The 22,298-nt window shown below is 73.5% G+C and carries 26 protein-coding genes; 7 read left to right on the top strand and 19 right to left on the bottom strand.

Annotated elements, in window-relative coordinates:
• Positions 1–88 precede the first annotated feature (88 nt).
• The 5 genes from DQ392_RS11170 to DQ392_RS11150 all read right to left on the bottom strand — a co-directional run bounded on the left by DQ392_RS11170 (position 89) and on the right by DQ392_RS11150 (position 4,284).
• On the bottom strand, positions 89–340 hold the full coding sequence (locus DQ392_RS11170; protein ID WP_114015400.1) for a hypothetical protein: 252 nt from the start codon (positions 338–340) through the stop codon (positions 89–91).
• Positions 340–1,449, bottom strand: coding sequence for a tRNA (adenosine(37)-N6)-threonylcarbamoyltransferase complex transferase subunit TsaD (gene tsaD, locus DQ392_RS11165; protein ID WP_114015399.1), 1,110 nt, complete (start codon positions 1,447–1,449; stop codon positions 340–342). Before tsaD ends, DQ392_RS11170 begins: the two co-directional genes overlap by 1 nt.
• The gene (rimI, locus tag DQ392_RS11160) at positions 1,442–2,023 is read right to left on the bottom strand and encodes a ribosomal protein S18-alanine N-acetyltransferase (RefSeq protein ID WP_114015572.1); all 582 of its coding nucleotides are present in this window, start codon (positions 2,021–2,023) and stop codon (positions 1,442–1,444) included. Before rimI ends, tsaD begins: the two co-directional genes overlap by 8 nt.
• A gap of 53 nt (positions 2,024–2,076) precedes the next feature.
• On the bottom strand, positions 2,077–2,742 hold the full coding sequence (gene tsaB, locus DQ392_RS11155) for a tRNA (adenosine(37)-N6)-threonylcarbamoyltransferase complex dimerization subunit type 1 TsaB (RefSeq protein WP_114015398.1): 666 nt from the start codon (positions 2,740–2,742) through the stop codon (positions 2,077–2,079).
• Positions 2,743–2,922: 180 nt separating this feature from the next.
• A complete protein-coding gene (locus DQ392_RS11150) occupies positions 2,923–4,284 on the bottom strand; it encodes an LmeA family phospholipid-binding protein (protein ID WP_114015571.1) in 1,362 nt (453 codons plus the stop codon).
• A 164-nt stretch (positions 4,285–4,448) separates the two neighbouring features.
• On the opposite strand from DQ392_RS11150, the gene DQ392_RS11145 reads away from it, so the two are divergent.
• Positions 4,449–5,030 carry a L,D-transpeptidase gene (locus DQ392_RS11145; protein ID WP_181856379.1) on the top strand — a complete coding sequence of 194 codons (582 nt, stop codon included), beginning with the start codon at positions 4,449–4,451 and terminating at the stop codon, positions 5,028–5,030.
• Positions 5,031–5,160: 130 nt separating this feature from the next.
• Here DQ392_RS11145 and DQ392_RS11140 read toward each other — a convergent pair whose 3' ends face one another.
• The 4 genes from DQ392_RS11140 to alr form a co-directional block, all read right to left on the bottom strand.
• Complete coding sequence (locus DQ392_RS11140) at positions 5,161–5,358, bottom strand: hypothetical protein (protein ID WP_114015397.1); 198 nt, start codon at positions 5,356–5,358, stop codon at positions 5,161–5,163.
• Positions 5,359–5,487: 129 nt separating this feature from the next.
• A complete protein-coding gene (gene tsaE, locus DQ392_RS11135; RefSeq protein ID WP_114015396.1) occupies positions 5,488–6,123 on the bottom strand; it encodes a tRNA (adenosine(37)-N6)-threonylcarbamoyltransferase complex ATPase subunit type 1 TsaE in 636 nt (211 codons plus the stop codon).
• A complete protein-coding gene (locus DQ392_RS11130) occupies positions 6,053–7,495 on the bottom strand; it encodes an alpha/beta fold hydrolase (RefSeq protein WP_114015395.1) in 1,443 nt (480 codons plus the stop codon). Before DQ392_RS11130 ends, tsaE begins: the two co-directional genes overlap by 71 nt.
• Before the next feature lie 77 nt (positions 7,496–7,572).
• The gene (alr, locus tag DQ392_RS11125) at positions 7,573–8,700 is read right to left on the bottom strand and encodes an alanine racemase (protein WP_114015569.1); all 1,128 of its coding nucleotides are present in this window, start codon (positions 8,698–8,700) and stop codon (positions 7,573–7,575) included.
• 237 nt (positions 8,701–8,937) lie between these two features.
• Between alr and DQ392_RS11120 the strand changes: the two genes are divergently transcribed.
• On the top strand, positions 8,938–9,474 hold the full coding sequence (locus DQ392_RS11120; protein ID WP_181856377.1) for a GNAT family N-acetyltransferase: 537 nt from the start codon (positions 8,938–8,940) through the stop codon (positions 9,472–9,474).
• Between the two features lie 60 nt (positions 9,475–9,534).
• Here the strand turns inward: DQ392_RS11120 and DQ392_RS11115 are convergent, their stop codons facing one another.
• The 3 genes from DQ392_RS11115 to DQ392_RS11105 form a co-directional block, all read right to left on the bottom strand.
• Positions 9,535–11,025 carry an NAD(P)H-hydrate dehydratase gene (locus DQ392_RS11115; protein WP_114015394.1) on the bottom strand — a complete coding sequence of 497 codons (1,491 nt, stop codon included), beginning with the start codon at positions 11,023–11,025 and terminating at the stop codon, positions 9,535–9,537.
• A gap of 21 nt (positions 11,026–11,046) precedes the next feature.
• Positions 11,047–11,469, bottom strand: a complete 423-nt coding sequence (locus DQ392_RS11110) for a holo-ACP synthase (protein WP_114015393.1) — start codon at positions 11,467–11,469, stop codon at positions 11,047–11,049.
• 128 nt (positions 11,470–11,597) lie between these two features.
• Positions 11,598–11,852, bottom strand: coding sequence for a hypothetical protein (locus DQ392_RS11105; protein WP_114015392.1), 255 nt, complete (start codon positions 11,850–11,852; stop codon positions 11,598–11,600).
• A gap of 123 nt (positions 11,853–11,975) precedes the next feature.
• Here DQ392_RS11105 and coaA point away from each other — a divergent pair, with 123 nt between their 5' ends.
• Positions 11,976–12,998, top strand: a complete 1,023-nt coding sequence (gene coaA, locus DQ392_RS11100; protein ID WP_114015391.1) for a type I pantothenate kinase — start codon at positions 11,976–11,978, stop codon at positions 12,996–12,998.
• A 46-nt stretch (positions 12,999–13,044) separates the two neighbouring features.
• On the opposite strand, the gene glmM is transcribed toward coaA, so the two are convergent.
• The 6 genes from glmM to DQ392_RS11070 form a co-directional block, all read right to left on the bottom strand.
• Positions 13,045–14,424, bottom strand: a complete 1,380-nt coding sequence (glmM, locus tag DQ392_RS11095) for a phosphoglucosamine mutase (RefSeq protein WP_114015390.1) — start codon at positions 14,422–14,424, stop codon at positions 13,045–13,047.
• Between the two features lie 338 nt (positions 14,425–14,762).
• Positions 14,763–15,266: a 30S ribosomal protein S9 gene (rpsI, locus tag DQ392_RS11090; protein WP_114015389.1), complete on the bottom strand. Its 504-nt coding sequence runs from the start codon at positions 15,264–15,266 to the stop codon at positions 14,763–14,765.
• A gap of 42 nt (positions 15,267–15,308) precedes the next feature.
• On the bottom strand, positions 15,309–15,752 hold the full coding sequence (gene rplM, locus DQ392_RS11085) for a 50S ribosomal protein L13 (protein WP_114015388.1): 444 nt from the start codon (positions 15,750–15,752) through the stop codon (positions 15,309–15,311).
• 352 nt (positions 15,753–16,104) lie between these two features.
• On the bottom strand, positions 16,105–16,293 hold the full coding sequence (locus DQ392_RS11080; RefSeq protein ID WP_114015387.1) for a DUF397 domain-containing protein: 189 nt from the start codon (positions 16,291–16,293) through the stop codon (positions 16,105–16,107).
• Positions 16,294–16,312: 19 nt separating this feature from the next.
• Complete coding sequence (locus DQ392_RS11075) at positions 16,313–16,510, bottom strand: DUF397 domain-containing protein (RefSeq protein ID WP_114015386.1); 198 nt, start codon at positions 16,508–16,510, stop codon at positions 16,313–16,315.
• Positions 16,507–17,367, bottom strand: coding sequence for a helix-turn-helix domain-containing protein (locus tag DQ392_RS11070; RefSeq protein ID WP_114015385.1), 861 nt, complete (start codon positions 17,365–17,367; stop codon positions 16,507–16,509). The genes DQ392_RS11075 and DQ392_RS11070 overlap by 4 nt, the downstream gene beginning before the upstream one ends.
• A gap of 199 nt (positions 17,368–17,566) precedes the next feature.
• On the opposite strand from DQ392_RS11070, the gene DQ392_RS11065 reads away from it, so the two are divergent.
• On the top strand, positions 17,567–18,064 hold the full coding sequence (locus tag DQ392_RS11065) for an ATP-binding protein (protein ID WP_114015567.1): 498 nt from the start codon (positions 17,567–17,569) through the stop codon (positions 18,062–18,064).
• Between the two features lie 150 nt (positions 18,065–18,214).
• Here the strand turns inward: DQ392_RS11065 and DQ392_RS11060 are convergent, their stop codons facing one another.
• Positions 18,215–19,834, bottom strand: coding sequence for an ABC-F family ATP-binding cassette domain-containing protein (locus DQ392_RS11060; RefSeq protein ID WP_114015384.1), 1,620 nt, complete (start codon positions 19,832–19,834; stop codon positions 18,215–18,217).
• A 77-nt stretch (positions 19,835–19,911) separates the two neighbouring features.
• On the opposite strand from DQ392_RS11060, the gene DQ392_RS11050 reads away from it, so the two are divergent.
• Genes DQ392_RS11050 through DQ392_RS11040 form a run of 3 tightly spaced genes read left to right on the top strand, consistent with a single transcriptional unit; the run spans position 19,912 to position 22,289 of the window.
• Entirely contained in the window at positions 19,912–20,799 is an 888-nt protein-coding gene (locus tag DQ392_RS11050) for a hypothetical protein (RefSeq protein ID WP_181856376.1), read from the top strand.
• A gap of 42 nt (positions 20,800–20,841) precedes the next feature.
• The gene (locus DQ392_RS11045; protein ID WP_114015383.1) at positions 20,842–21,066 is read left to right on the top strand and encodes a hypothetical protein; all 225 of its coding nucleotides are present in this window, start codon (positions 20,842–20,844) and stop codon (positions 21,064–21,066) included.
• A 56-nt stretch (positions 21,067–21,122) separates the two neighbouring features.
• Positions 21,123–22,289 carry a flotillin family protein gene (locus DQ392_RS11040; protein WP_114015382.1) on the top strand — a complete coding sequence of 389 codons (1,167 nt, stop codon included), beginning with the start codon at positions 21,123–21,125 and terminating at the stop codon, positions 22,287–22,289.
• The last annotated feature ends 9 nt before the right edge of the window (positions 22,290–22,298 follow it).

The following is a 22,298-nucleotide window of genomic DNA, read 5'->3' as shown; positions in this document are numbered from 1 at the left end:
CTCCCGGCGCAGTCCGGCGCAGTCCGGCTCCCGTCGGCGGGCTCCATACTGGCGCGCCGCCCGCTGCCGGCGCACCCGGGCCCCCGGTTCACACCCGCGCGAACCTCCACCGGTGCACGGGGCGGGCGAGGAGGTCGCCCGGGGGGTCGGGGAGTTCGGGGACGTCGGCGTCGTAGGGCCCTTCCCACCAGGTGATGACGAGGACGCGGTCGCCCGGCGCCGTGTAGTGCTCACGGCGTACGGGGGCCGGGGCCAGCTCGGCGGAGCGGGCCCACTCCAACAGCGCGGGGGCGTGGCCGTGCGCGGCTCTGGCCTCCCACATGAGGGCTACCGTCGGCATCAGGCGTAGAGGTTCTTCCTGCTCGTCTCGTGCACGTGGTCGTGGTCGTGTGCGTGGCCCGGGGACGGGGCGGGGACGTGCGGCTCGGTCACCGGGAGGGAGGAGTCGGCGGGCAGGTCCCAGGCGGAGACGGGGCGGTTGCGGGCGACCATCTCGGCCCCGAGCGCCGCGACCATGGCGCCGTTGTCGGTGCACAGCTTGGGGCGGGGCACGCGCAGCGTGATACCGGCCGCGGCACAGCGTTCCTCGGCCATGGCGCGCAGCCGCGAGTTGGCGGCGACGCCGCCGCCGATCATCAGGTGGTCGACGCCCTCGTCGCGGCAGGCGCGGAGGGCCTTGCGGGTCAGCACGTCGGTGACCGCCTCCTGGAAGGAGGCGGAGACGTCGGCGACGGGCACCTCCTCCCCGGCGTTGCGCCGGGCCTCGATCCAGCGGGCGACGGCGGTCTTGAGCCCGGAGAAGGAGAAGTCGTAGGGCGCGTCGCGCGGCCCGGTCAGACCACGCGGGAAGGCGATGGCGTCGGGGTCCCCCTCCTTGGCGTACTTGTCGATGACGGGTCCGCCGGGAAAGCCCAGGTTCAGGACGCGGGCGACCTTGTCGAATGCCTCGCCCGCCGCGTCGTCGATGGTGGAGCCGAGCGGCCGCACGTCGGCGGTGATGTCGGGCGCGAGCAGCAGCGAGGAGTGGCCGCCGCTCACCAGCAGGGCCATCGTCGGCTCCGGCAGAGCACCGTGTTCGAGCTGGTCGACGCAGATGTGGGAGGCCAGGTGGTTGACGCCGTAGAGGGGCTTGCCCAGCGCGTACGCGTACGCTTTGGCCGCCGACACCCCGACCAGCAGGGCGCCGGCGAGCCCGGGGCCCGCGGTGACGGCGACGCCGTCGAGGTCGCTCGCGGCGATGCCGGCCTGGTCGAGCGCGCGCTGGATGGTCGGAACCATCGCCTCCAGGTGCGCCCGGCTGGCGATCTCCGGGACGACGCCGCCGAAGCGCGCGTGGGTGTCCACGCTGGAGGCGACCGCGTCGGCCAGCAGCGTGTGGCCGCGCACGATTCCGACGCCTGTCTCGTCGCAGGAGGTCTCGATGCCGAGGACGAGCGGTTCGTCAGCCATGGGTGTTCGTTCCTTGGTGCGTGTTCGGAGGCGAGTGGGGGGACGAGGCCGGGGGCGGGTCCTCGGGCGCGTCGGCCGAAGCGCCCCGGCCGGCGTCCGGCACGGCGGCGTCCGCCGCCGCGGCGTGCGACGCCGGGTCCGCGAGCCGCATCACCAGCGCGTCGACGTTCGCCGGCTGGTAGTAGCCGCGCCGGATACCGAGGGGGGCGAAGCCGAAGCGCTCATACAGGCGCTGCGCGGGCGCGTTGTCGACGCGCACCTCCAGCAGCACCTCGGCGCACTCGAAGTCGGTGGCGGCCCGCAGCAGGGCGCGCAGCAGCCGCGAACCGAGTCCTGTGCCCCGGTGGGCCGCGAGGATGCCGATGGTCTGGATGTCGCCGGTGCCGGCCACCGCGGCCAGGCCCCCGTAACCCACCAGGGAGCCGTCAGCCGCCTCGGCGACCAGATACCGCCGGGTGGCGTCCGGGCCGCGCGCGTAGGCCAGCTCCGACCAGAACATCCCCGCCGACCAGGCGTCCTCCGGAAAGAGCTCGCCCTCAAGCTCCAGCACGGGGTCGATGTCCCACCACCGCATCTCGCGCAGGGCGATGCCGGTGACCGCACCCCGCCTGGCCGTCTCCGCGCGGCTCACCGCGGGGTGACCACCTTGTAGCCGGCGGGCACCTGCGCGTCGGGGCGCCGCAGGTACAGCGGGCGCGGCGGCAGCAGCTCCGCGCCACGGGAAAGCCGCTCGGCGGCGACCCTGGCCAGCGCGGTGGCGGACTGCTCGGTGGGCAGGTCGCGGCGCACGCCGCGGAAGACGGAGTCGTAGAGCACGGCGCCCGCGCCGACGGACGGCACCTCGGCGACCTGCTCCTCGATCTCGGTGGGGCGGTCCACGGCCGGCCCGCCCACTCTGGTGCGGGCGTCGTCGTACCGCGCCCAGTAGACCTCCTTGCGCCGCGCGTCCGTGGCGACGACGAAGGGTTCGTCGAGCCCCGAGGCGTACGCGAGGCCGTCCAGCGTGCACACGCCGTGCACCCGCTGGCCGAGGGCGGCCGCGAACGCCTCGGCCGTCACCAGGCCGACCCGCAGCCCGGTGTAGGGCCCGGGGCCCACGCCGACGACGAGGTCGGTGACCTCGGCCAGCTTCCGCCCCGCCTCCTGGAGCACCCGCTCGACACAGGGCAGCAGCAGTTCGCCGTGGCGGCGGGCGTCGACCTGGTGGGCGGCGGCGAGCGTACGGTCGCCGTCGGCGTCGTGGAGGGCGACGGTCACGGCGGGTGTGGCGGTATCCAGCGCGAGCATCAACACCCGACCAGCCTACGGCGCCCGCACCCCGCCCCCGACCCGTTCCCGCCTGTCTCACCCGTTCCGGGCGCCCCCAAGGGGCGCGGGGGACGGCGCGATCAGCCATGACCCACCCGCGGACCGCACGCCACGAGAGGTGGCACCCCCTGCCCGGCGAAAAAACGAGGTTCCCGGGGCAGGCCCTCAGGGCCTGTCCCGGGCCGCCGCCTTCCCCGTGGCCGTCTTGCCGAACGGGATGTCGGAACCCGTCAGCTCGGCCCGGATGCCCTCCTTGACGACGGAGACACCGCGCAGCCGCACGTCGCCCGGCAGGTCGGGCAGGGTCAGGTGCAGCGCCAGCTTGTCGGCGAGCTTCGGTTCCTCGATCTTCTTGAGCGCCGCCACCAGCGCCGGGTCGATACCGACCTTCCGCAGCAGCTGGGGGTGCGCGACGACGACGTCGAGCATGTTGAGCCGCATCACCTTGTCCACGAACCGGGGCGCCCCCGTCACCCGGTGCAGCTCGCGCTCGCTGTGCCGTACCCGCTCGGCCCGCTCGGGGGTGAGCCCGAACCGCTGGGCGATCGAGCGCACCCCGAACAGGGCCCGCGCCTTGGCTGCGTCGTGCTGGATGCGTTCGGCCAGCGGACGGGACAGCCGCAGGCCCGCGTCCTTGCCCGTGCCCGGCGTGAAGCTGAACAGGCCGGGGACGACAAGCCGCATCTCGTCCACGGTGGTGCCGACCCCGTGGTCGCCGGTGCGCTGGAGCTGGGCGCGGGCGCGGACCTTGACCACGGTTCCGGCGACGGGCAGCTCGCCCGCGGCCCGCACGGTGTGCTCGCCACCCGCCGTGAACGTCACCTGCGAGGTGCCGAGTTCGCGGTCGAGGTCGTCGAAGTCGAGCAGCACGTCGCCCTTCATCCGCCCCAGGACCGCGCCGCGGACGGACGACGGGGCGTCGCCGACGATCTTCACGTCCTCCACGTCGCCGCTGACCTGGGCGACGGAGACCCGCCCCGCGGGCACGTCGGGGATCGCGGCTTCGACGTGGTCGAGGCGGCCGCGCGCCACCTGGGTGAGGAAGGGGAAGCCGTTGATGTGGACCTCGGGCCTCGCGTGCAGGTGCAGCGAGTCCTGCACCTTCTCTGCCGCCTTGCCCTCGGCGTAGAGCGCGGCCCAGCGGTCGCCGACCGCCAGGAAGGCCAGCAGCGTGCAGCAGGCGATGGCGACCTTCACGGTCCGCGTCAGCCGGGAGCGGCGCCGCCGCCGCACCGCGCGCAGGTGCGGCATACGGTCCTCGTAGGCGGGCTCGTCGTAGTCCGAGCGCACGCCGAAGCCGAGTCCGCGCAGCCCGCCCTCGTCCGCACGGTCGTACGGCAGGTCGTGGGGGCGGCCGTACGCGCCGTCGTGGGACGGGCCGGCGGCGCCGGGGTGCGGGTCGTCGGCGAGGGCGGCGAGTTCCTCGTACGGGTTGGCCGGGCGCGCGGCGGCCGCGGGGTCCCCGAGCGGATCGGGGATTTTCGGTATGGGGGTTGTGGAGTTTGTCGATGAACCGTGGGGGGTCATCGCCACATGCGAACACAGGCGCGGCTGTTACTCAAAGTTCCCGCCCTGGCCATCTCGTGGCCACCAGCCGCGCGACCAGCGGGGCGTGCCGCGCCTGCTGCTACCGTCGACCGGAGACGGCGGACGGCTTCCCGGGAAGCCGACAGGAGAGGTGGCGGCGCACGGTGGCACGCAGCAGCGGCGGCAGCGCGGGAGTGGTCGTGGCCGGGCTGACCGCAGCGGCCCTGGCCGTGATCGGGTTCTTCGCCTACCAGGCCTCGGCCGCCCAGGACCGCGCCGAGAGGCCGTCCGCCGCGCAGACGGCCAAGCCGTCCCCCGGTGACGAAGGCGACGACGCGAAGAGCCACGCACCCTCCAAGAAGGAGACGGCGCTGCCGTCCAGGTCCGGCGAGGGTCTCCGCGTCGTCTACGCGCTGGAACGCCGGCGGGTCTGGCTGGTCGGCAAGGACGGCAAGGCCACCCGCACCTTCGAGGTGGCGCCCAGCCCGGTCAGCCCGCAGCCGGGGACCTACGAGGTGACCTCGCGCTCCTCGCACGTGAAGGGCTCCGACGGGGTGCCCGTGGAGAACGTCGTCAGGTTCGCCAGCGTCGACGGTGTCACCATCGGCTTCAGCGCCGCGCTCGACGGGTCCACCCCGGATCCGGACACCTCGCGCAGGACGGGCGGCATCCGCGAGAAGCGCGAGGACGGCGAGGCGCTGTGGCTGCACGCGCCCATCGGCACCCGCGTCGTCGTGGTGAGCTGACCGTTTGCACTGACCCGGGCCGACGCCCTCAGGGCGGGTGCCGGGCCGCCCCGAGCCGGTGCCATCGAGCCTCCCCGAGCGGGCTGAGCGGCGTCGTCACCCGGCGCCGCGACCGGGCCCGGGGGCCGCGTCAGCTCCGAGCAGGCGGGGCGACCGTGTCGGCCTCACCGTCGGGAGCGGCCTGCGACGGGGGGCTGGAGACGGCGGCCGCGGCGGCGCAGGACGCGAGCAGCTCGCTCATGGGCGGAGTGCCGGGCACCGGCGCGGTCGCTTCGGCGGGCGCCGCGTCGTCCCGCTCCGGCTGGTGCCCGGGATTCTGTGCGGTCATGGCTCCTCCAGGGGCATCAGCACGGTGGCACTTAGGCATACCTAACCGTGCTCTCACCTCCCATGGGACCATGCCCCGTACCGACCGCGCAACATCTTGCCGACACCCTGTCGGGACCGGGCGGCCCGCTCAGACCGAGGCCGCCAGGTTCTCCCCGGCCCAGCGCTCCCCCACCCCGACGAGGGTGACGGTCCGCACATCCCCGGCCTCGCCCGCGGCGGCGCCGGACCGGTCCCCGGCGCCCGCCTCTTCCCCCGCGAGGCCGGACTCCGCGCCGATCGTGCGGGAGATGAGGACCTGCAACCGGTCCTCGGTCAGCTCCTCGACCTTGCCCTCGCCCCACTCGACGACGACCACCGACTCGGGCAGTGACACGTCGAGGTCCAGGTCCTCCATCTCCTCCAGCCCGCCGCCGAGCCGGTAGGCGTCGACGTGGACGAGGGGCGGCCCGTCCGTCAGCGACGGGTGGACACGGGCGATGACGAACGTGGGCGACGTCACGGCGCCGCGCACCCCCATGCCCTCGCCCAGCCCGCGGGTCAACGTCGTCTTGCCCGCGCCGAGTTCACCCGTGAGCATGACGAGGTCGCCGGCGCGCAGCAGTCCCGCGAGACGTACGCCGAGGGCGCGCATGCCCTCCGCGGTCGGCACGGTGACGGTGACCTCCTGCCGCCTGCCGCCGTGCGCGGGGCCCTCAGGGGCGCGGTGGCCGCCCGCCTCGGTCTGCGCGGCCGGGGCGGGATGCTGGTCGTGCGGTGCTTCCATGCGTCCGGATGGTACGCGCCAGCAACCGGGCCAGGTGGCCGTTGACCTCCTCGGGGCGCTCCAGCATGAGCAGGTGCCCCGTCGCCTCCAGGAGCACGAACGCGGCGCGCGGCAGCGCAGCCGCGATGCGTGCGCTGTGCTCACTCGGGGTCATCAGGTCGCGGTCCCCGGCCATCACCAGCGCCTGCGGCCCCGCCGCCGTGCCGAACGCCGCCAGCGCCGCCGTCTTCTCGTGCTCGGTGAAGGCGGGGTAGAAGTCCGCGACCACGTCCACCGGCACCGACTCGATCAGCCGCTCCGCGAACCTGGCGACACCCGGGTCGACCTCCCGGGGGCTGCCGAACGAGTACCGCTTCACCAGCCCCCCGAACACGTCGGCGCTCGCCCGGCGCCCCCGCTCCACCAGCTCGGAACGGGCGGCCAGCGCCCGCAGCACTCCGGGCACCACCCGCCTGAGCGCGCGAGCGCCGGCCGCGGGGAGGCCGTAGGTCACCTCCGCGAGGCCGCCGGCGCTGGTGCCCAGGAGCGCGACGCCCGCGACGCGCTCGGCGACGTAGCGCGGGTACTGCTCGGCGAGCGCCATCAGCGTCATCCCGCCCATCGAGTGCCCGACCAGCACCAGGGGCCCCTCCGGTGCGGCGGCGTCGAGGACGGCCTTCAGGTCGCGCCCCAGCAGGTCGATGGAGACCGGTTCCCCCACCGGCGCGCGCGCCGAACGCCCGTGACTGCGCTGGTCCCAGTAGACGCAGCGCACCTTCCCGCGCAGCGCGGCCCGCTGGAAGTGCCACACGTCCTGGCCGAGGCAGTAGCCGTGCGAGAAGACCACGGTCACCGGCGGCCCGTCGCCCCCGGCCCCGAGCCCCGCCCCGTCGCCGTCGCCGTCGCCGCTGTCACCGTCCACCGCGCCGGCCGGGCCCCGCGAAGGCGCGGGCGACAGGACCTGCGCGGACGCGGACGTCAGGTCCAGCGGGGGTTCGGGCGGCGGGTCCTGCGGACCATCGCGCGGCTCGTCCGTCTCGTAGTACAGCTCCGTACCGTCCTCGGCCCTGACGCTTCCCGGGGTGCCGCGCAACGAGCCGTAGGGGGCGGTGGCGTCGAGCGCGAGCCGTGCCCTGCGGCGGACGGCGCGGTGCACGGTGAGGCGTTCGAGGGCGACACCGGCGGCCACGATCCCGAGGGCGGCGCCGGCCAGCCCCGCCCTGCTCGTCCTGCCCGTGCCACCGGCTGCCCGGGGTACGGGCGGCGCGCCGGGGTGCGTGCCCGCGCCCGAAGCGGCGGCTTCCGCCGTGCGCCACGCCTGCCGGGCCGCGGCCACGGCCCCCGTCGCGTCGGCCACGCGCACCGCGGACCACGCCCCTCCGTCCTCGCCCATGACCGCCCCCGTCCCTCGTTTGTGCGCGTACGTCCTGGACACACGCGCTGGTGACCCGCGCAGGTCACACGTCTTGGTCACACGTCCTGGTTCGCGTATACCCGCGGCACACGGGGGCTGATGCGGGTGACGATCTCGTAGGAGATGGTGCCCGCCGCGCGCGCCCAGTCCTCCGCCGTCGGCTCGCCCTGGTCGCCGGGGCCGAAGAGGACGGCGCGGTCGCCCGCCGAGGCGGAATCACCGCCCAGGTCGACGACGAACTGGTCCATCGCCAGGCGCCCGGTCACCGTGCGCCACTCGCCCGCCACCAGCACGGGGCCGCCGCCCGAGGCGTGCCGGGGAAGGCCGTCGCCGTAACCGAGCGGGACGAGGCCCAGCGTGGTCTCGCCCGGCGTGGTGTAGGTGTGCCCGTAACTGACGCCGTGCCCGCCCGGCACCCGCTTGACGAGGGCGAGCGAGGCGCTGAGCGTCATGGCCGGACGCAGACCGAGCGACGCGGCGGTGCCGACCTCGGGAGACGGGGAGAGGCCGTAGACGGAGACGCCCGGGCGCACCAGGTCGAAGTGGGAGGAGGGGAGCGTGAGCGTCGCCGGCGAGTTCGCGTGGTGGCGCACCTCCGGGTCGAGCCCGGCCCGCTCCGCGACGGACAGCGCGGTGTGGAAGGCGGCGAGCTGCGCGGCGTTGGCGGGGTGCCCGGGTTCGTCGGCGCAGGCGAAGTGCGACCAGACGCCCGTCACCCGCGCGGCGCCCTCCGCCTCGGCCGCGCGGGCCGCGGCCACCAACCGGGGCCAGTCGGCGGGCTGGCAGCCGCCGCGCCCCAGGCCGGTGTCGGCCTTCAGGTGCACGCGGGCCGTCCGTCCGGTCGCGCGGGCGGCGGCGACGATCTCGGTGAGCGCCCAGGTGCCGCTCGCGGAGACGTCGATGTCCCGCCTGATGGCCTCCTGCCAGGGGCCGCCAGGGGTCCACAGCCAGCACAGGAGGCGGCCCCGGTCACCCGCGTCCCGCAGCGCGAAGGCCTCCTGCGGGGTGGCGGTGCCGATCCAGGTGGCTCCCGCCTGGCGCGCGGCCCGCGCACAGGGCTGGGCGCCGTGCCCGTACCCGTCCGCTTTGACGACGGCCATCAGCTCGGCGCGCGGCGCGTACCCGCGCAGCGTGCGCACGTTGTCCCGTACGGCCGCCAGGTCGATCTCGGCCCGTGCCCGCACCCGGGCCTCGTCCCCCGGCCCCTCGTGGCCCGTGCCCCGGGCGGGGGCGACGTGCGGCGCCCCGGCCGCGGCAGCGGCACCCGCGCCGGAGGGAGCGGAGGCGCGCGCGTGCTCGTGGGCCTGTCGGACGTCGTTCACCGCTTCAGTGTCGCAGGTCCGCCCGCTGTCCCCGTTCCACCGGTTCCCCCGCGGGAGCCGCGGCCGCGGGAGACAGAGGCCGTTGACCTCCCGCTGACAATGGTGGGCGTGACATGGACGATTCGAGCCGAACCCATCACCAGCCCGGACGCCGCCGAGGCACTCCTGACCTACACCACCGAGATGGCGAGCCGTTACTACGGGCGCCCCGCGACCGACCGTGAGATCGACTCGGCCGTCGCCGAGCACCCGGACGACGACCTGGTTCCGCCGCGCGGACGATTCCTGCTGGCCCGCGCGGACGAGGACGGCACCGTCGCCGGGTGCATAGCGGTGGTCCTGGCGGCGGAACACACCGCCGAGATACGCCGCTTCTGGGTGGCTCCTCCCATCCGCCGGGGCGGGCTGGGCGCCCTGCTGGTCGCCGCCGCCGAGAGCGCGGCGCTCGGCATGGGCGCCCGGACGGTACGGCTGGACACCCGTCGCGACCTCACCGAGGCCAGGCGGCTGTACGCGCGGCTGGGGTACGAGGAGATCGAGCCGTTCAACGACTCCCCGTACGCCGACCACTGGTTCGGCAAGCCGCTGCGCCGCAAGCTCGGCCACATACCCGAGCAGGCGGCCTCCCCCGAGTAGGCGGCTTCGCCCTGGCAGGCGGCTTCCCCGAGCGGGCCCGGCGCGGGGACGCGGGGCGCGCTATCCCGCCCGCAGGACGTCCTGCCACGCGCGCGGCAGTGCGTCGGCGACGTCCGTGGCGGAGGGCGGATCCGGGGCGAGACGGCCGGCGAGACCGTGCACGTACGCGGCGACGGACGCCGCGTCGCGGGCGGTCAGGCCGGTGGCCAGCAGACCCCCCGCGAGGCCGGTCAGCACGTCGCCGCTGCCCGCGGTGGCCAGCCGGCTGGTCCCGGTGGCGTTCACCCGGACGGGGGACGCCTGGGCCGCAGAGCCGCCGGGGGGCGCGGCGATCAGCGTCGTGGAGCCCTTGAGCAGCACGGTCGCGCCCGTGTGCGCCGCGAGGTCCCGCACCGCTGCCAGCCGTCCCGCCTCGACCTCCTCGCGTGCGACGCCCAGCAGCGCGGAGGCCTCGCCCGCGTGCGGGGTCAGCAGGGTGGGCGCCGTGCGGGCGCGGACGGTCCCCACGTCCATCAGCCGCAGCCCGTCCGCGTCCACGAGGACGGGCACGTCGTGGGCGAGTACCTCTTCGACCGCGCGCCGCGAGGCCGGCTCGTCGCCGAGGCCCGGGCCGATCGCCCACGACTGGACGCGGCCCGCGTGCTGCGGCGGCCCCTCGGAGACCAGGGTCTCGGGGAAGCGCGCGATGACCGCGTCCCCGCCGGGCCCGACGTAACGCACGGCTCCGGCGCCGCTGCGCAGGGCACCCGCGACGGCCAGCACGGCGGCGCCCGGATAGCGCGCCGAGCCGGCGACGACGCCGACGACGCCGCGCCGGTACTTGTCGGTCTCCGCCGTGGGGCGCGGCAGCAGCGCCGCCACGTCCGCGTGCTGGAGCGCCTCGACGTCGGGAACGGGGGGCAGGTGGGGGCCGAGACCGATGTCGATCAGCCGGACGGCGCCGGCGTGCTCCCGCGCCGGGTCGACGAGCAGCCCCGGCTTGTACGCGCCGAAGGTGACCGTGGCGGCGGCGTCCACGGCCGCACCGGTGACCTCGCCGGTGCCGGCGTCCACCCCGCTGGGCAGGTCGACCGCGACGAGGGGCACCCCGGCCTCGCGTACCGCGTCGGCCAGCTCCACGGCCGCGGGCCGCAGCCCTCCTGTGCCGCCGATGCCGACGATGCCGTCGACCACCAGGTCGGCCCGGGCGATGAGGGCGCCGAGCGGTTCGGCGGTGCCCTCGACGACCGCGCCCGGCGCCACCACCGTGCGCCCCGAGGCGGCCCGCAGCGCCGCCAGCCCACCCTCGTGCGTGCGTTCGGGCGAAAGCAGCACGGCGGTCACTCCGGCGCCCCGCCGAGCCAATCTGGCGCCCGCGTACAGGGCGTCACCGCCGTTGTCGCCGCTGCCGACCAGGAGCACCACGCGCGCGCCGTAGACCCGCCCCAGCAGCCCCGCGCACGCCGCGGCGAGGCCGGCGGCGGCCCGCCGCATCAGCGCGCCGTCGGGCAGCGCCGCCATCAGCTCCCGCTCGGCGGCGCGCACGGTCTCCACGCCGTAACCAGTCCTCATGCCCCCAGTGTGACCGCTGCCTCAACCGGCCGCGTTCCGGGGCTCCTCGTCCGGCCGGGCGCGTGCCCCGCCCGGGTCGCCCTCCGCGACGACGACGGCGGAGGCCACCCCCGCGTCGTGCGAGAGGGACACGTGCCAGCTGCTGACGCCCAGCTCGGCGGCGCGTTCGGCGACCGTGCCGCACACCCGCAGATACGGCTGCCCCGTCTCGGCGGCGCACACCTCCGCGTCCGTCCACCGCAACCCGCCGGGCGCCCCCAGCGCCTTGGCCAGCGCCTCCTTGGCGGCGAACCGGGCGGCCAGCGAGGCCGTGCCGCGCCGCTGACCGCTGGGCAGCCACAGCTCGCGCCCGACGAAGAGCCGGTCCGCCATGGTGGGGGTGCGCTCCAGTGCGGCGGCGAAGCGGTCGATCTCCGCGACGTCGATTCCCACCCCGATGATCACCGCTGTCTCACTCCCGCACCTCGTCAGGTCCCTGTGCCACGGCACACCGCCGTCGGGGCGAGGGTACGCGCAGCGCGCCCGGGCTCCGCGGCGCGTACCCGCGGCTCAGTCCCCCGCGTGGGACGCGGTCACCGGGAGCGGGCCATGCGCTCTATGGCGTCCTCCATCAGCTCCAGGTACTCCGACTCCTCGCAGCGGGGTTTGCTGCCCATCACGTACAGCTCCAGCGAGTCGGTCAGGTCCTCCGTCAGGTCCTCGTCGGGCAGGCCGTCGGCGAGGTCGCTGTAGACGTGCCCGGCGAAACCGGACAGCTGATCGATGCGGGCGGTGCGGGCGGCGCGCCGGATGCGAGGGCGACGTATGCGACTCAAGGGGCGTGACATGAGCGGAACATAGCGGCAATTCCACCCCACGTACACCTTCTGCGGGCCTCTCATCCGATCGCGCTGCCATCCGGGCAGGCCAGGCACGCCCGCGGCGCCTTTCCTGGCCGAGCCGACCCGAAGATGAGCGCCCGGCGGCGACCCCGCAGAATGGCGGACGTGTCCACGAAGCCGTACGTCGACCTCAGCCGCGCGGAATGGAGCGCCCTGCGCGAGCGCACACCCCTCCCCCTGAGCGCCGCCGAGGTCGAGGCCCTGCGCGGACTCGGTGACGTCATCGACCTCGACGAGGTGCGGGACATCTACCTGCCGCTGGCCCGGCTGCTGCATCTGTACGTCGAGGCCACGCACGGGCTGCGCAGGGCGCTCAACACCTTCCTCACCGACCCCCGCTCCCCCGGCAGGTCCGCGCCGCAGCGCGGCACCCCCTTCGTCATCGGGGTCGCCGGCAGCGTCGCCGTCGGCAAGTCCACCGTCTCGCGGCTCCTGCAAGCGCTGCTCGCCCGCCCCCAGCCCCCGGCCGACGGGCACCCACAGCCGGAAGCGCCGCGCGTCGAACGCGTGACCACGGACGGCTTCCTGCTGCCCAAGGCCGAACTGGAACGACGCGGGCTGATGTCCCGCAAGGGCTTCCCCGAGTCCTACGACCGCCGCGCCCTCACCCGCTTCGTGGCCGACGTCAAGGCCGGCAAGCCCGAGGTGACGGCCCCCGTCTACTCACACCTGGTCTACGACATCGTCCCGGGCGAGCACCTGACCGTGCGCCGCCCCGACATCCTGATCGTCGAGGGTCTCAACGTGCTCCAGCCCGCGCTGCCCGGCAAGGACAACCGCACCCGGGTGGCCGTCGCCGACTACTTCGACTTCTCCGTGTACGTGGACGCGCGCACCGCGGACATCGAGCGGTGGTACCTGCACCGCTTCCGCGAGCTGCGTCAGACGGCGTTCCAGAACCCGCGCTCGTACTTCCACACCTACACCGGCGTCAGCGAGGAAGAGGCCCTCGACTACGCCCGCACCACCTGGCGCACGATCAACGAACCCAACCTCCGCGAGAACATAGCCCCCACCCGCGGCCGTGCGACCCTCCAGCTCCACAAGGGCCCCGACCACACGGTGCAGAGGCTGTCCCTGCGCAAGCTGTGAGGGCCGCGCCCGCGGCCCCGCCAGACCTCGGCCGAGCGCGCGGGCCTCAGCCCAGCGCGCGCTTGACCACGTCCGCGAGCCGTCCGGCCACCGCCCGGGCGTGCTCGATGTCGGCGGCCTCCACCATCACCCGCACCAGCGGTTCGGTCCCCGACGGGCGCAGCAGCACCCGCCCGGTCTCCCCCAGCTCCCGCTCCGCCTCGGCGACCGCTTGGACCAGCTCGGAGGCGGACTCGACCCGCGACTTGTCCACGTCGGACACGTTCACCAGCACCTGCGGCAGCCGCTCCATGACCCCGGTCAGCTCCGCGAGAGAGCGGCCCGTCGCCGCGACGCGGGCGGCCAGCATGAGCCCGGTGAGGGTGCCGTCGCCCGTGGTCGCGTGGTCGAGCACGATCACGTGCCCGGACTGCTCGCCCCCCAGCGAGAACCCGCCGTGCTTCATCTCCTCCAGCACGTAGCGGTCACCGACCGCCGTACGGGCCAGCTCGATGCCCTCGCGCTCCATGGCCAGCTTGAAGCCGAGGTTGGACATCACCGTGGCGACGACGGTGTCCTTGCGCAGCTGCCCGGCCTCCTTCATGGCCAGGGCCAGCACCGCGAGGATCTGGTCCCCGTCCACCTCCTGCCCGTCGGCGTCCACGGCCAGGCAGCGGTCCGCGTCGCCGTCGTGCGCCACCCCGAGGTCCGCGCCGTGCCGCACGACCGCGTCGCGCAGCCCGTCGAGGTGGGTGGAGCCGCAGTCGTCGTTGATGTTGAGCCCGTCGGGGTCGGTGCCGATGGTCACCACGTCGGCGCCGGCCCGCGCGAACGCCTCGGGGGAGACCCGCGCCGCGGCGCCGTGCGCCCCGTCGATGACGACCTTCAGCCCGTCCAGCCGGTTGGGCAGCACGCCGACGAGGTGGGCGACGTAGTTGTCGAAGCCCTCGTCGTAGTCCCTGACCCGGCCGACGCCCGCGCCGAGGGGACGCTCCCACGCCTGGCCGCCCGCGTGCTCGCGGTAGAGGGCCTCGATGCGGTCCTCCAGCTCGTCGGCCAGCTTGTGGCCGCCGCGGGCGAAGAACTTGATGCCGTTGTCGGGCATCGGGTTGTGGCTGGCCGACAGCATCACGCCCAGGTCGGCGCCGAGGGAGCCGGTCAGATAGGCGACGGCGGGCGTGGGCAGCACGCCGACGCGCAGCACGTCCACCCCCGCGCTGGCCAGCCCGGCCACGACGGCCGCCTCCAGGAACTCGCCCGAGGCACGCGGATCCCGTCCGACGACGGCCACCGGACGCGCCCCGTCCTGCGCCGCCTCGGCGCTCGCCCCCGCCTTCGCCTCGGTCAGCACGTGGGCCGCCGCGACGGACAGTCCGAGCGCCAGCTCGGCCGTCAGCCCCGCGTTCGCGACACCGCGTACACCGTCGGTTCCGAAGAGTCGTGCCACTGTCGTTCCTCCGAGTTCTCCGGGCGTTCACCGGGCGGGCGTGGGAAGCCCGGCACACCAGATATACGCCCCGTTGTCAGCGTGACGGCGCGGGCACCGCCACTCAAGCCCGCAGGGCGGCCCGGATGCCCGAACGCGCACACGCCCGTCCGTGCGCCCGCACGCCCCGACGCGGTGATGCCGGGCCGGGCCCCGGCGGGGGAAACGGATGCCGCGACGGCACCCGCCACGCACCCGATGGCAGCCGCCACGCACCCGATACGACGGATGCCCCGTCGGCACCGGTGTGTGGTGCCGACGGGGCATCCGGGAAGGATCCAGCTCCAGCGAGCGCCGCCTCAGCGCTTGCTGTACTGCGTGCCCTTGCGGGCCTTCTTGAGACCGGCCTTCTTGCGCTCGACCGCACGGGCGTCACGCGTGAGGAACCCGGCCTTCTTCAGCGGGCCGCGGTTGTTGTCCGCGTCCGCCTCGTTCAGCGCGCGGGCCACGCCCAGGCGCAGGGCGCCGGCCTGACCCGAGATGCCGCCGCCGGAGATGCGGGCGACGACGTCGTAGCGGTCGTCGAGCTCCAGGACCTTGAAGGGCTCGTTGACTTCCTGCTGGTGCACCTTGTTGGGGAAGTACCCCTCCAGGGTGCGGCCGTTGATCTTCCACTGACCCGAGCCCGGGATGATGCGGACACGGGCGATGGCGTTCTTCCGGCGACCGGTGCCGGCGGCCGGCTGCGGGTCGCCGAACCGGGAGGCCATGGACTCGGAGGTGTACTCCTGCGGGGCCTCGGGGGTCTCGGTCGTGTACTCCTCGACGCCCTCGACGGGGGTCTCGGCGGTGGTCTCGGCCACGATTCTCCTCAGCTTTTCTTCAGTCTTAGGGGGTGGCCGGACTTACTGCGCGACCTGGCTGATCTCGAACGGCACGGGCTGCTGCGCACCGTGGGGGTGCTGCTCACCCGCGTAGACCTTCAGCTTCGAGAGCATCTGACGGCCCAGAGCGTTCTTGGGGAGCATGCCCTTGACGGCCTTCTCCACCGCCTTCTCCGGGTTCTTGTCCAGCAGCTCGTCGTAGCGGACGGAGCGCAGACCACCCGGGTAACCGGAGTGCCGGTAGGCCATCTTCTGGGTCCGCTTGTTGCCCGACAGGTGCACCTTGTCGGCGTTGACGATGATGACGAAGTCACCGGTGTCGACGTGGGGCGCGTAGGTGGGCTTGTGCTTACCGCGCAGGAGAGTGGCGGCCTGCGAGGCCAGACGGCCGAGGACGACGTCCTGGGCGTCGATCACGTGCCACTGGCGCTGGATGTCGCCGGGCTTGGGGCTGTACGTACGCACGGTCGTAGCCTTCGCTTCTCTCAATGATTGGGTCCTGACAGCGGGCCAACCAGGCAGATCACGACAGGCGAGATCACGCACGGTGACGCATCCGCAGGTGATCGCTGGTCATCGACCGGTAGGCCGGGTGTAAAGACCCCCCACGTGAGAACAGGCAAGCCAATACACACAACGATCCAACAGAATACCGACCCTCCCCTGTACGGGTCAAAACGGGTCGCCTCCCGCCTCACCCCCGGCGCACACCGCCCTCGGACCGGGGCCCGCCTCATCCGGCGCGGCCCCATCCCGGCTGGGAGCTCGACAGCAGCTGCGGGGCCGAGCTACGGAGGAGGTAGGGAGTGCACCGGGCTCAGCCCCGCGCCGCGTACGCCACGAAGCGTGCCCAGCCGTCGCGGCCGACGGCGAAGTGCGGGCGGGTCACATCCTTGGAGTCCCGCACGTGGACGGCGGCCCCGGCCGCCGCGACCTCGACGCAGTTGTCACCCTGGGTGCCGCTGTAGCTCGACTTGAACCAGTCCAGATCGGCAGTGCTGCTCATAGTGCTCCTCTGATGCGCTTCAACAGGCCCACGGAGTCGACGTGTACTCCACGAAGCGTGCCCAGCCGTCGCGGCCGACGGCGAAGTGCGGGCGGGTCACATCCTTGGAGTCCCGCACGTGGACGGCGGCCCCGGCCGCCGCGACCTCGACGCAGTTGTCACCTTCGGTGCCGCTGTAGCTCGACTTGAACCAGTCCAGATCCGCGGTGCTGCTCATAGTGCTCCTCTGATGCGCTTCAACAGGCCCACGGAGTCGACGGGGTTGAGGGCCTGTGCCCGGAGTGTCGCATACCGCTGGTGGAGCACGGTGACCTGTTTCGCGTCAGTGATCAGACGGCCGTTCTTCTGCCCCTCCGAGTAGGCGAGCCTCTTGCCGTCCGGCATCTCCAGCAGCGCCAGCGGGCCGTCCAGGCCCGCGTGGCACACGCTGTCGGTCGGCATGATCTGCACGGAGACGTTCCGCAGCTCGGCGAAGGAGAGCATGTGGTCCAGCTGCCCCCGGGCGACCTCGTCCCCGCCCAGCCGCCGCCGCACGATGTGCTCCTCCACGACGAAGCTGAAGGCGGTATTGGGCCGCTCCCGGATGAGCTTCTGCCGTTCCATCCGGGCGACGGCCTGCGCCTCCGTCTGCACGTCGGCGAGTGGCGGAATGCTGTTGTCGAAGGCGGCCCGCGCATAGCCTTCCGACTGGAGCAGCCCCGGAATCAGCCTGCACTCGTAAGTGCCGAGGCAGGCGGCCAACCGTTCCAGGCGCGCCCAGCGCCGGAACCACACCGCCAGCCCTGGCTCGCCGCGCGTCAGATGCCGCGCCGCCTTCCGCAGGGCACCCGTATTGCCCAGCACCTCCTCGGCCCGCTCCACGAACGCGTCGTCGGGCATGCGCCGCCCCAGCTCCACCGACTCCACAGTGTGCTTGGAAAATCCGACGCGCTCCCCGAACGCGACCCGGCTGAGCCCGGCGTGTTCGCGCAGGGCCTGGACGACGGCGCCGAAGGTCCGCAAACTGTCCGACGGATCCGGCTCCCGTTCGGCGTCGTCGCCGCCCGCCGCCCCCTCCACAGTGATGGTCGTCATCAGCGACCCCCTCAAGTACGTGCGCACTCATGTCGTGCGCTCAGGCAGGTGCGCGGGACCACCCCGTGCACAACTCACCCAGCGTGAGGACACCAGCACCGTACTGTCCACCTTCTGTGCCCGTACGCTGACTGACCGTACGGGGCCCGGTGCTGGTGAAGACCCCCTCGCGAGCGCCACCGTGGCACCCATGCACCTCATGCACTCGCCCGCACACCAACGGACGGCGACCGTACGTACGTTCAGGCAGTTGCTGTCCTCCACCCGGCGCGGCGCCCGCCTCGCGCGGCTGCTCGCCGCCGGAGAACTCCGGACCTGGCAGATCCCTCCGTCCGTCGCGGAGCGTGCCGAGCATGTCGTCGCGGAACTCGCCGCCAACGCCGTGTCGCACGGCAGTCTGCGCGGCCGGGACTTCCGGCTCGGGCTCCTTCTCGACCCGGCGACGGCTCATCTCCGCATCGAGGTCACGGACGCTCGCGGCGAGTACCGCCCCCGCTGTCGTCCGGACCTGGCCGCCGACAGCGAGTCCGGGCGGGGCCTTCTCCTCGTCACCGCGCTCGCCGACTGCTGGGGCACCGAGCCGTACCCGCCGAGCGGCAAGACCGTCTGGGCGACCCTCACCGTCCCGGGAGCTTGTGCGAGCGACAGCGCCCCACACGCCGCTGAACACCCCGGCCGACAGGACACTGCACAATGACCAACGAACCTGCTACCGGGAATTCCGCGCGCTCGCTGAGGCAGTACTCGCAAGGATCGATGCTGCGTCCTGAGGAGCAGCACGCAGATTCCCAGCCCTCACAGGAGCGACACGAGCGCCCCCGGACTCACGCCCCGCCACTTACAGCCCTCACCGCGCTCGCGCCACCCTGCCCTCGTCCCACACCGGCTCGGGCGCCTCCCGCACCCGGCCGTCCGCGCCGAAGACCAGGAAGCGGTCGAAGGAACGGGCGAACCAGCGGTCGTGGGTGACCGCCATGACGGTTCCCTCGAACGATTCCAGCCCCTCCTGGAGGGCCTCGGCGGACTCCAGGTCCAGGTTGTCCGTCGGCTCGTCCAAAAGGAGCGCCGTGGCGCCGGCCAGCTCCAGCAGCAGGATCTGGAAGCGGGCCTGCTGGCCGCCGGAGAGGCGCTCGAAGGTCAGCTCCGCCTGCCGGGTCAGCTCGTAGCGGCGCAGCGCGGACATCGCGGCGCCGCGGTCGTGGGCGTGCTCCTTCCACAGGATGTCCAGGAGGGTGCGGTCCGCCAGCTCCGGGTGCGCGTGGGTCTGCGCGAAGTGTCCGGGGACGACGCGGGCGCCCAGCTTCCAGCCGCCCGTGTGGGGCACGCCCCCGCCCGCAAGCAGCCGCAGGAAGTGCGACTTGCCCGAGCCGTTCGAGCCGAGCACGGCGACCCGCTCCCCGTAGAAGACCTCCAGGTCGAAGGGGCGCATCAGCCCCGTCAGCTCCAGGCCCGCACAGGTGATCGCCCGGACGCCCGTCCTGCCGCCGCGCAGCCGCATGCGGATGTCCTGCTCGCGCGGCGGCTCCAGCGGCGGCCCCGCCTCCTCGAACTTGTGCAACCGCGTGCGGGCCGCCTGCAACCTGGAGGCCATGTCCGAGTTGAAGGCGGCCTTCTGCTTGTACATGGTGACCAGCCGCTTGAGCTTGGCGTGCTCCTCGTCCCAGCGCCGGCGCAGCTCCTCGAACCGCGCGAACCGCTCCTTGCGCGCCGCGTGGAACGTCGCGAAACCGCCGCCGTGCACCCACACGTCGCTGCCCGCCGCGCCCGGCTCGACCGCCACGACGCGGTCGGCGGCGCGCGCCAGCAGCTCCCGGTCGTGGGAGATGAACAGCACCGTCTTCTTCGTCTCGCGCAGCCGCTCCTCCAGCCAGCGCTTGCCGGGGACGTCGAGATAGTTGTCCGGCTCGTCCAGCAGCAGCACCTCGTCCGTGCCGCGCAGCAGCGACTCCAGCACCAGCCTCTTTTGCTCACCGCCCGAGAGGGTGCGCACCTGGCGCCACTGCGCCTTCTCGTACGGCACACCCAGCGCGGCGACGGTGCACATGTCCCACAGCGTCTCGGCCTCGTAGCCGCGCACCTCGGCCCAGTCGGCGAGGGCCTGCGCGTACCGCAGCTGCGCGGCCTCGTCGTCGACGGTCATCACCGCGTACTCCGCCTCGTCCACCGCCTTGGCCGCCGTACGGATCCGCGGATGGGCCACCGAGACGAGCAGGTCCCGCACACTCGACTCGTCCCGCACGCTCCCCACGAACTGCGGCATCACGCCGAGCCCGCCGCTGACGGTGACCGTCCCCGCGTCCGGCTTCACCTCGCCCGCGATCAGCCGCAGCAGCGTCGTCTTGCCTGCCCCGTTCGCCCCCACCAGCGCCACCGAGGCGCCCTCGCCCACGCGCAGCGACGCGTCGTCGAACAGCGCCCTCCCGTCGGGCAGGTAGAAGGCAAGGTGCGCGGCCTCGACATGTCCCATGCGGCGATTGTCACGGTCTGACGACGCACACACCAAGCGAATATCGGGCAACAGGCGCGGCGCCATAAGATGCGGACATGAGCTTTGGGCAGGGGGGACCCCGGTGGGGGTCCCAGGGGGGCGGACCCGACGGTCCCGGCTGGAACACCGGCGGCTCCACGCCGACACCCGACTGGGCGGAACTCGCCGACGAGGCCGAACGCCGGCGCACCCGGCGCCGCCGCTGGCTGCTGGCGGGCGGCGGCGCGCTGGCGACCGCCGCCGTCGCGGGCATCGTCGCGGTGGCCGTCGTCAACGAGGGCGGCTCGCAGGGCGCCTCCGACAAGCCGTCGGACCCCCTGCCGCCCTCGTCGAGCATCCCGAGCGACAGCAAGGAGCCCGAACCCACCTTCAAGAACGAGCCGCCGCCCCCGCCGCCGCCCAAGGACTTCATCTCCGACGCCAAGCGGGACAAGGCCCCGTTGTCGGCCGACACGCTCTACCCGAGCAAGAAGGTCACCGTCAACGGTCACCCCTACGAGCTGGCCAAGACCTCCACCAGCGAGAACTGCGCCGACGCCGCGCATTCGGGCCTGGGCCCCGTGCTGACCCGCAACAAGTGCGACACCCTCTACCGCGCCACCTACACCCACGACGGGCTCGCCGTCACGGTCGGCATCGCGGTCTTCGAGGACACCAAGACGGCCGCGCAGGTCAAGAACGACTACCAGCCCAACCTCGTGGCGCTGCCAGGCGGCGGTGTCCCCGACTTCTGCCGCACCGTCACCTGCCGCACCACGGCCAACTCCCTGGGCCGCTACGCCTACTTCACCATCGCCGGACGCACCGACGGAAAGGCCTCGGGCGCCGGCGACAAGGAGGCGCAGCAGGCCGCGCTCGACGGCTCCAACTACGCCTACGCGCGCATTCTGGAGCGGGGCCGCAGCCAGTCCTCGGACGCCGCGCAGGCTCCCGAGCCCGACTGACCCGAAGGACTGGTGGGCCCCGCGGGCCCGAAGGGGGAATCGGTGCAGTCCGACGAGGCCGTGATCGGCTGCTTCGGCGTGCTCGTCATCGGCACCAGGGGCCCGGCAGGACCCGGCGAGGTGCTGGTGAGCGTCAGGGGCGGATCCGAGACTTTCCTGGCCTGGTCGCCCGAGCCGCTGCCCACCGGGACGACCGTCCTGGTCATCGAGTCGCGCGGCACCCGCCAGGTCGACGTCAGCGCGTGGAGGGACCCACTGGCTCCGTGAACGACCCGCAGCACGTGAACGACCCGCACACACCAGCAGATGAGGAGCTTCCACACATGTTCGGATACCGCGTCCCCTCACCGGACGAGGCCATGCTGATCTCGGGTGGCCGACGCGGCCTCAAGGGTGCGCCGTTCCGCGTCGTCACCGGCCACGGCACGTTCGTCCTGCCGATCTTCCGCAAGGTGCGGTTCCTCACGCTGGCGATGAGCGAGTCCGAGGTCGCCGAGACGTGCGTGACCAAACAGGGCATCGTGCTGACCGTCCGCGCCGTGATCGCGTTCAAGGTCGGCAACGACAACGAGTCCATCGTCAACGCAGGCCAGCGCTTCCTCTCCGAGCAGGAGCAGATGTCGGTGCTCACGGGCCGCATCTTCTCCGGCCACCTGCGCTCCATCATCGGCTCCATGACGGTCGAGGAGATCGTCACCGAGCGGCAGAAGCTGGCCACCGAGGTGCTGGAGACCTCCAAGACGGAGATGGGCAAGATCGGCCTGATCGTCGACTCCTTCCAGATCCAGTCCATCGACGACGGCGACACCGGCTACATCGAGGCCATGTCGGCGCCGCACAAGGCCGCCATCCAGCGCCAGGCCAAGATCGCCGAGGCGCAGGCCACCCAGGCGTCCGTCGAGGCCGAGCAGGAAGCCGCCCGCAACCAGGCCGAGTACGAACGCCAGACCGCCATCGTCGAGGCCGAGTACAAGGCCGAGGTCGACCGCGCCCAGGCCCAGTCAGCGCAGGCGGGGCCGCTCGCCCAGGCACACGCCCAGCAGGAGGTCCTCGCCGCGCAGACGGAACTGGCCGAGCGCGCCGCCCAGTTGCGGCAGCAGGAACTGGTGGCCGAGGTCGTCAAGCCCGCCGAGGCCGAGGCCGAACGCATCAAGGTCGTCGCCCTCGCCGAGGCGGAACGCATGAAGATCCAGGCCGAGGCCGCCGCCTCCCACGACCGGGTCGCCCTCGACCAGCTGCTGATCGACCAGCTCCCGCAGATCGTCAAGGAGGCCGCGACCGGCCTCTCCCAGGCCAACGTCAACGTCCTCAACGGCGCCGACGGTCTCGGCGAGGTCGCCGCGGGGCTCGTCAGCCAGGGGCTGACGATCCTGGACACCGTCAAGCAGAACCTCGGCAAGCCGGCCGAGCGCGAACCCGCCGACGGTTCCCCGCGGACGGCCCCCACGCCGCGCACCGGCCCGGACGACGGCCCGGTGGCGATCCCGTAGGGCGCGGCC

This window comes from Streptomyces reniochalinae (assembly GCF_003323735.1).
In the GTDB taxonomy this organism is placed as follows: domain Bacteria; phylum Actinomycetota; class Actinomycetes; order Streptomycetales; family Streptomycetaceae; genus Streptomyces; species Streptomyces reniochalinae.
Note: the sequence above shows the minus strand (reverse complement) of the source record. Positions and strands in the feature narration are given on the sequence as shown.

What these genes read in the sequence shown, in the direction of transcription:
- DQ392_RS11170 (WP_114015400.1), bottom strand. Translation starts at nt 340, where the DNA reads ATGCCGACGGTAGCCCTCATGTGGGAGGCCAGAGCCGCGCACGGCCAC.
- tsaD (WP_114015399.1), bottom strand. Translation starts at nt 1,449, where the DNA reads ATGGCTGACGAACCGCTCGTCCTCGGCATCGAGACCTCCTGCGACGAG.
- rimI (WP_114015572.1), bottom strand. Translation starts at nt 2,023, where the DNA reads ATGCGGTGGTGGGACATCGACCCCGTGCTGGAGCTTGAGGGCGAGCTC.
- DQ392_RS11150 (WP_114015571.1), bottom strand. Translation starts at nt 4,284, where the DNA reads ATGACCCCCCACGGTTCATCGACAAACTCCACAACCCCCATACCGAAA.
- DQ392_RS11140 (WP_114015397.1), bottom strand. Translation starts at nt 5,358, where the DNA reads ATGACCGCACAGAATCCCGGGCACCAGCCGGAGCGGGACGACGCGGCG.
- tsaE (WP_114015396.1), bottom strand. Translation starts at nt 6,123, where the DNA reads ATGGAAGCACCGCACGACCAGCATCCCGCCCCGGCCGCGCAGACCGAG.
- DQ392_RS11130 (WP_114015395.1), bottom strand. Translation starts at nt 7,495, where the DNA reads ATGGGCGAGGACGGAGGGGCGTGGTCCGCGGTGCGCGTGGCCGACGCG.
- DQ392_RS11120 (WP_181856377.1), top strand. Translation starts at nt 8,938, where the DNA reads ATGGTGGGCGTGACATGGACGATTCGAGCCGAACCCATCACCAGCCCG.
- DQ392_RS11115 (WP_114015394.1), bottom strand. Translation starts at nt 11,025, where the DNA reads ATGAGGACTGGTTACGGCGTGGAGACCGTGCGCGCCGCCGAGCGGGAG.
- DQ392_RS11105 (WP_114015392.1), bottom strand. Translation starts at nt 11,852, where the DNA reads ATGTCACGCCCCTTGAGTCGCATACGTCGCCCTCGCATCCGGCGCGCC.
- coaA (WP_114015391.1), top strand. Translation starts at nt 11,976, where the DNA reads ATGAGCGCCCGGCGGCGACCCCGCAGAATGGCGGACGTGTCCACGAAG.
- DQ392_RS11080 (WP_114015387.1), bottom strand. Translation starts at nt 16,293, where the DNA reads ATGAGCAGCACTGCCGATCTGGACTGGTTCAAGTCGAGCTACAGCGGC.
- DQ392_RS11075 (WP_114015386.1), bottom strand. Translation starts at nt 16,510, where the DNA reads ATGAGCAGCACCGCGGATCTGGACTGGTTCAAGTCGAGCTACAGCGGC.
- DQ392_RS11070 (WP_114015385.1), bottom strand. Translation starts at nt 17,367, where the DNA reads ATGACGACCATCACTGTGGAGGGGGCGGCGGGCGGCGACGACGCCGAA.
- DQ392_RS11065 (WP_114015567.1), top strand. Translation starts at nt 17,567, where the DNA reads ATGCACTCGCCCGCACACCAACGGACGGCGACCGTACGTACGTTCAGG.
- DQ392_RS11060 (WP_114015384.1), bottom strand. Translation starts at nt 19,834, where the DNA reads ATGGGACATGTCGAGGCCGCGCACCTTGCCTTCTACCTGCCCGACGGG.
- DQ392_RS11050 (WP_181856376.1), top strand. Translation starts at nt 19,912, where the DNA reads ATGAGCTTTGGGCAGGGGGGACCCCGGTGGGGGTCCCAGGGGGGCGGA.
- DQ392_RS11040 (WP_114015382.1), top strand. Translation starts at nt 21,123, where the DNA reads ATGTTCGGATACCGCGTCCCCTCACCGGACGAGGCCATGCTGATCTCG.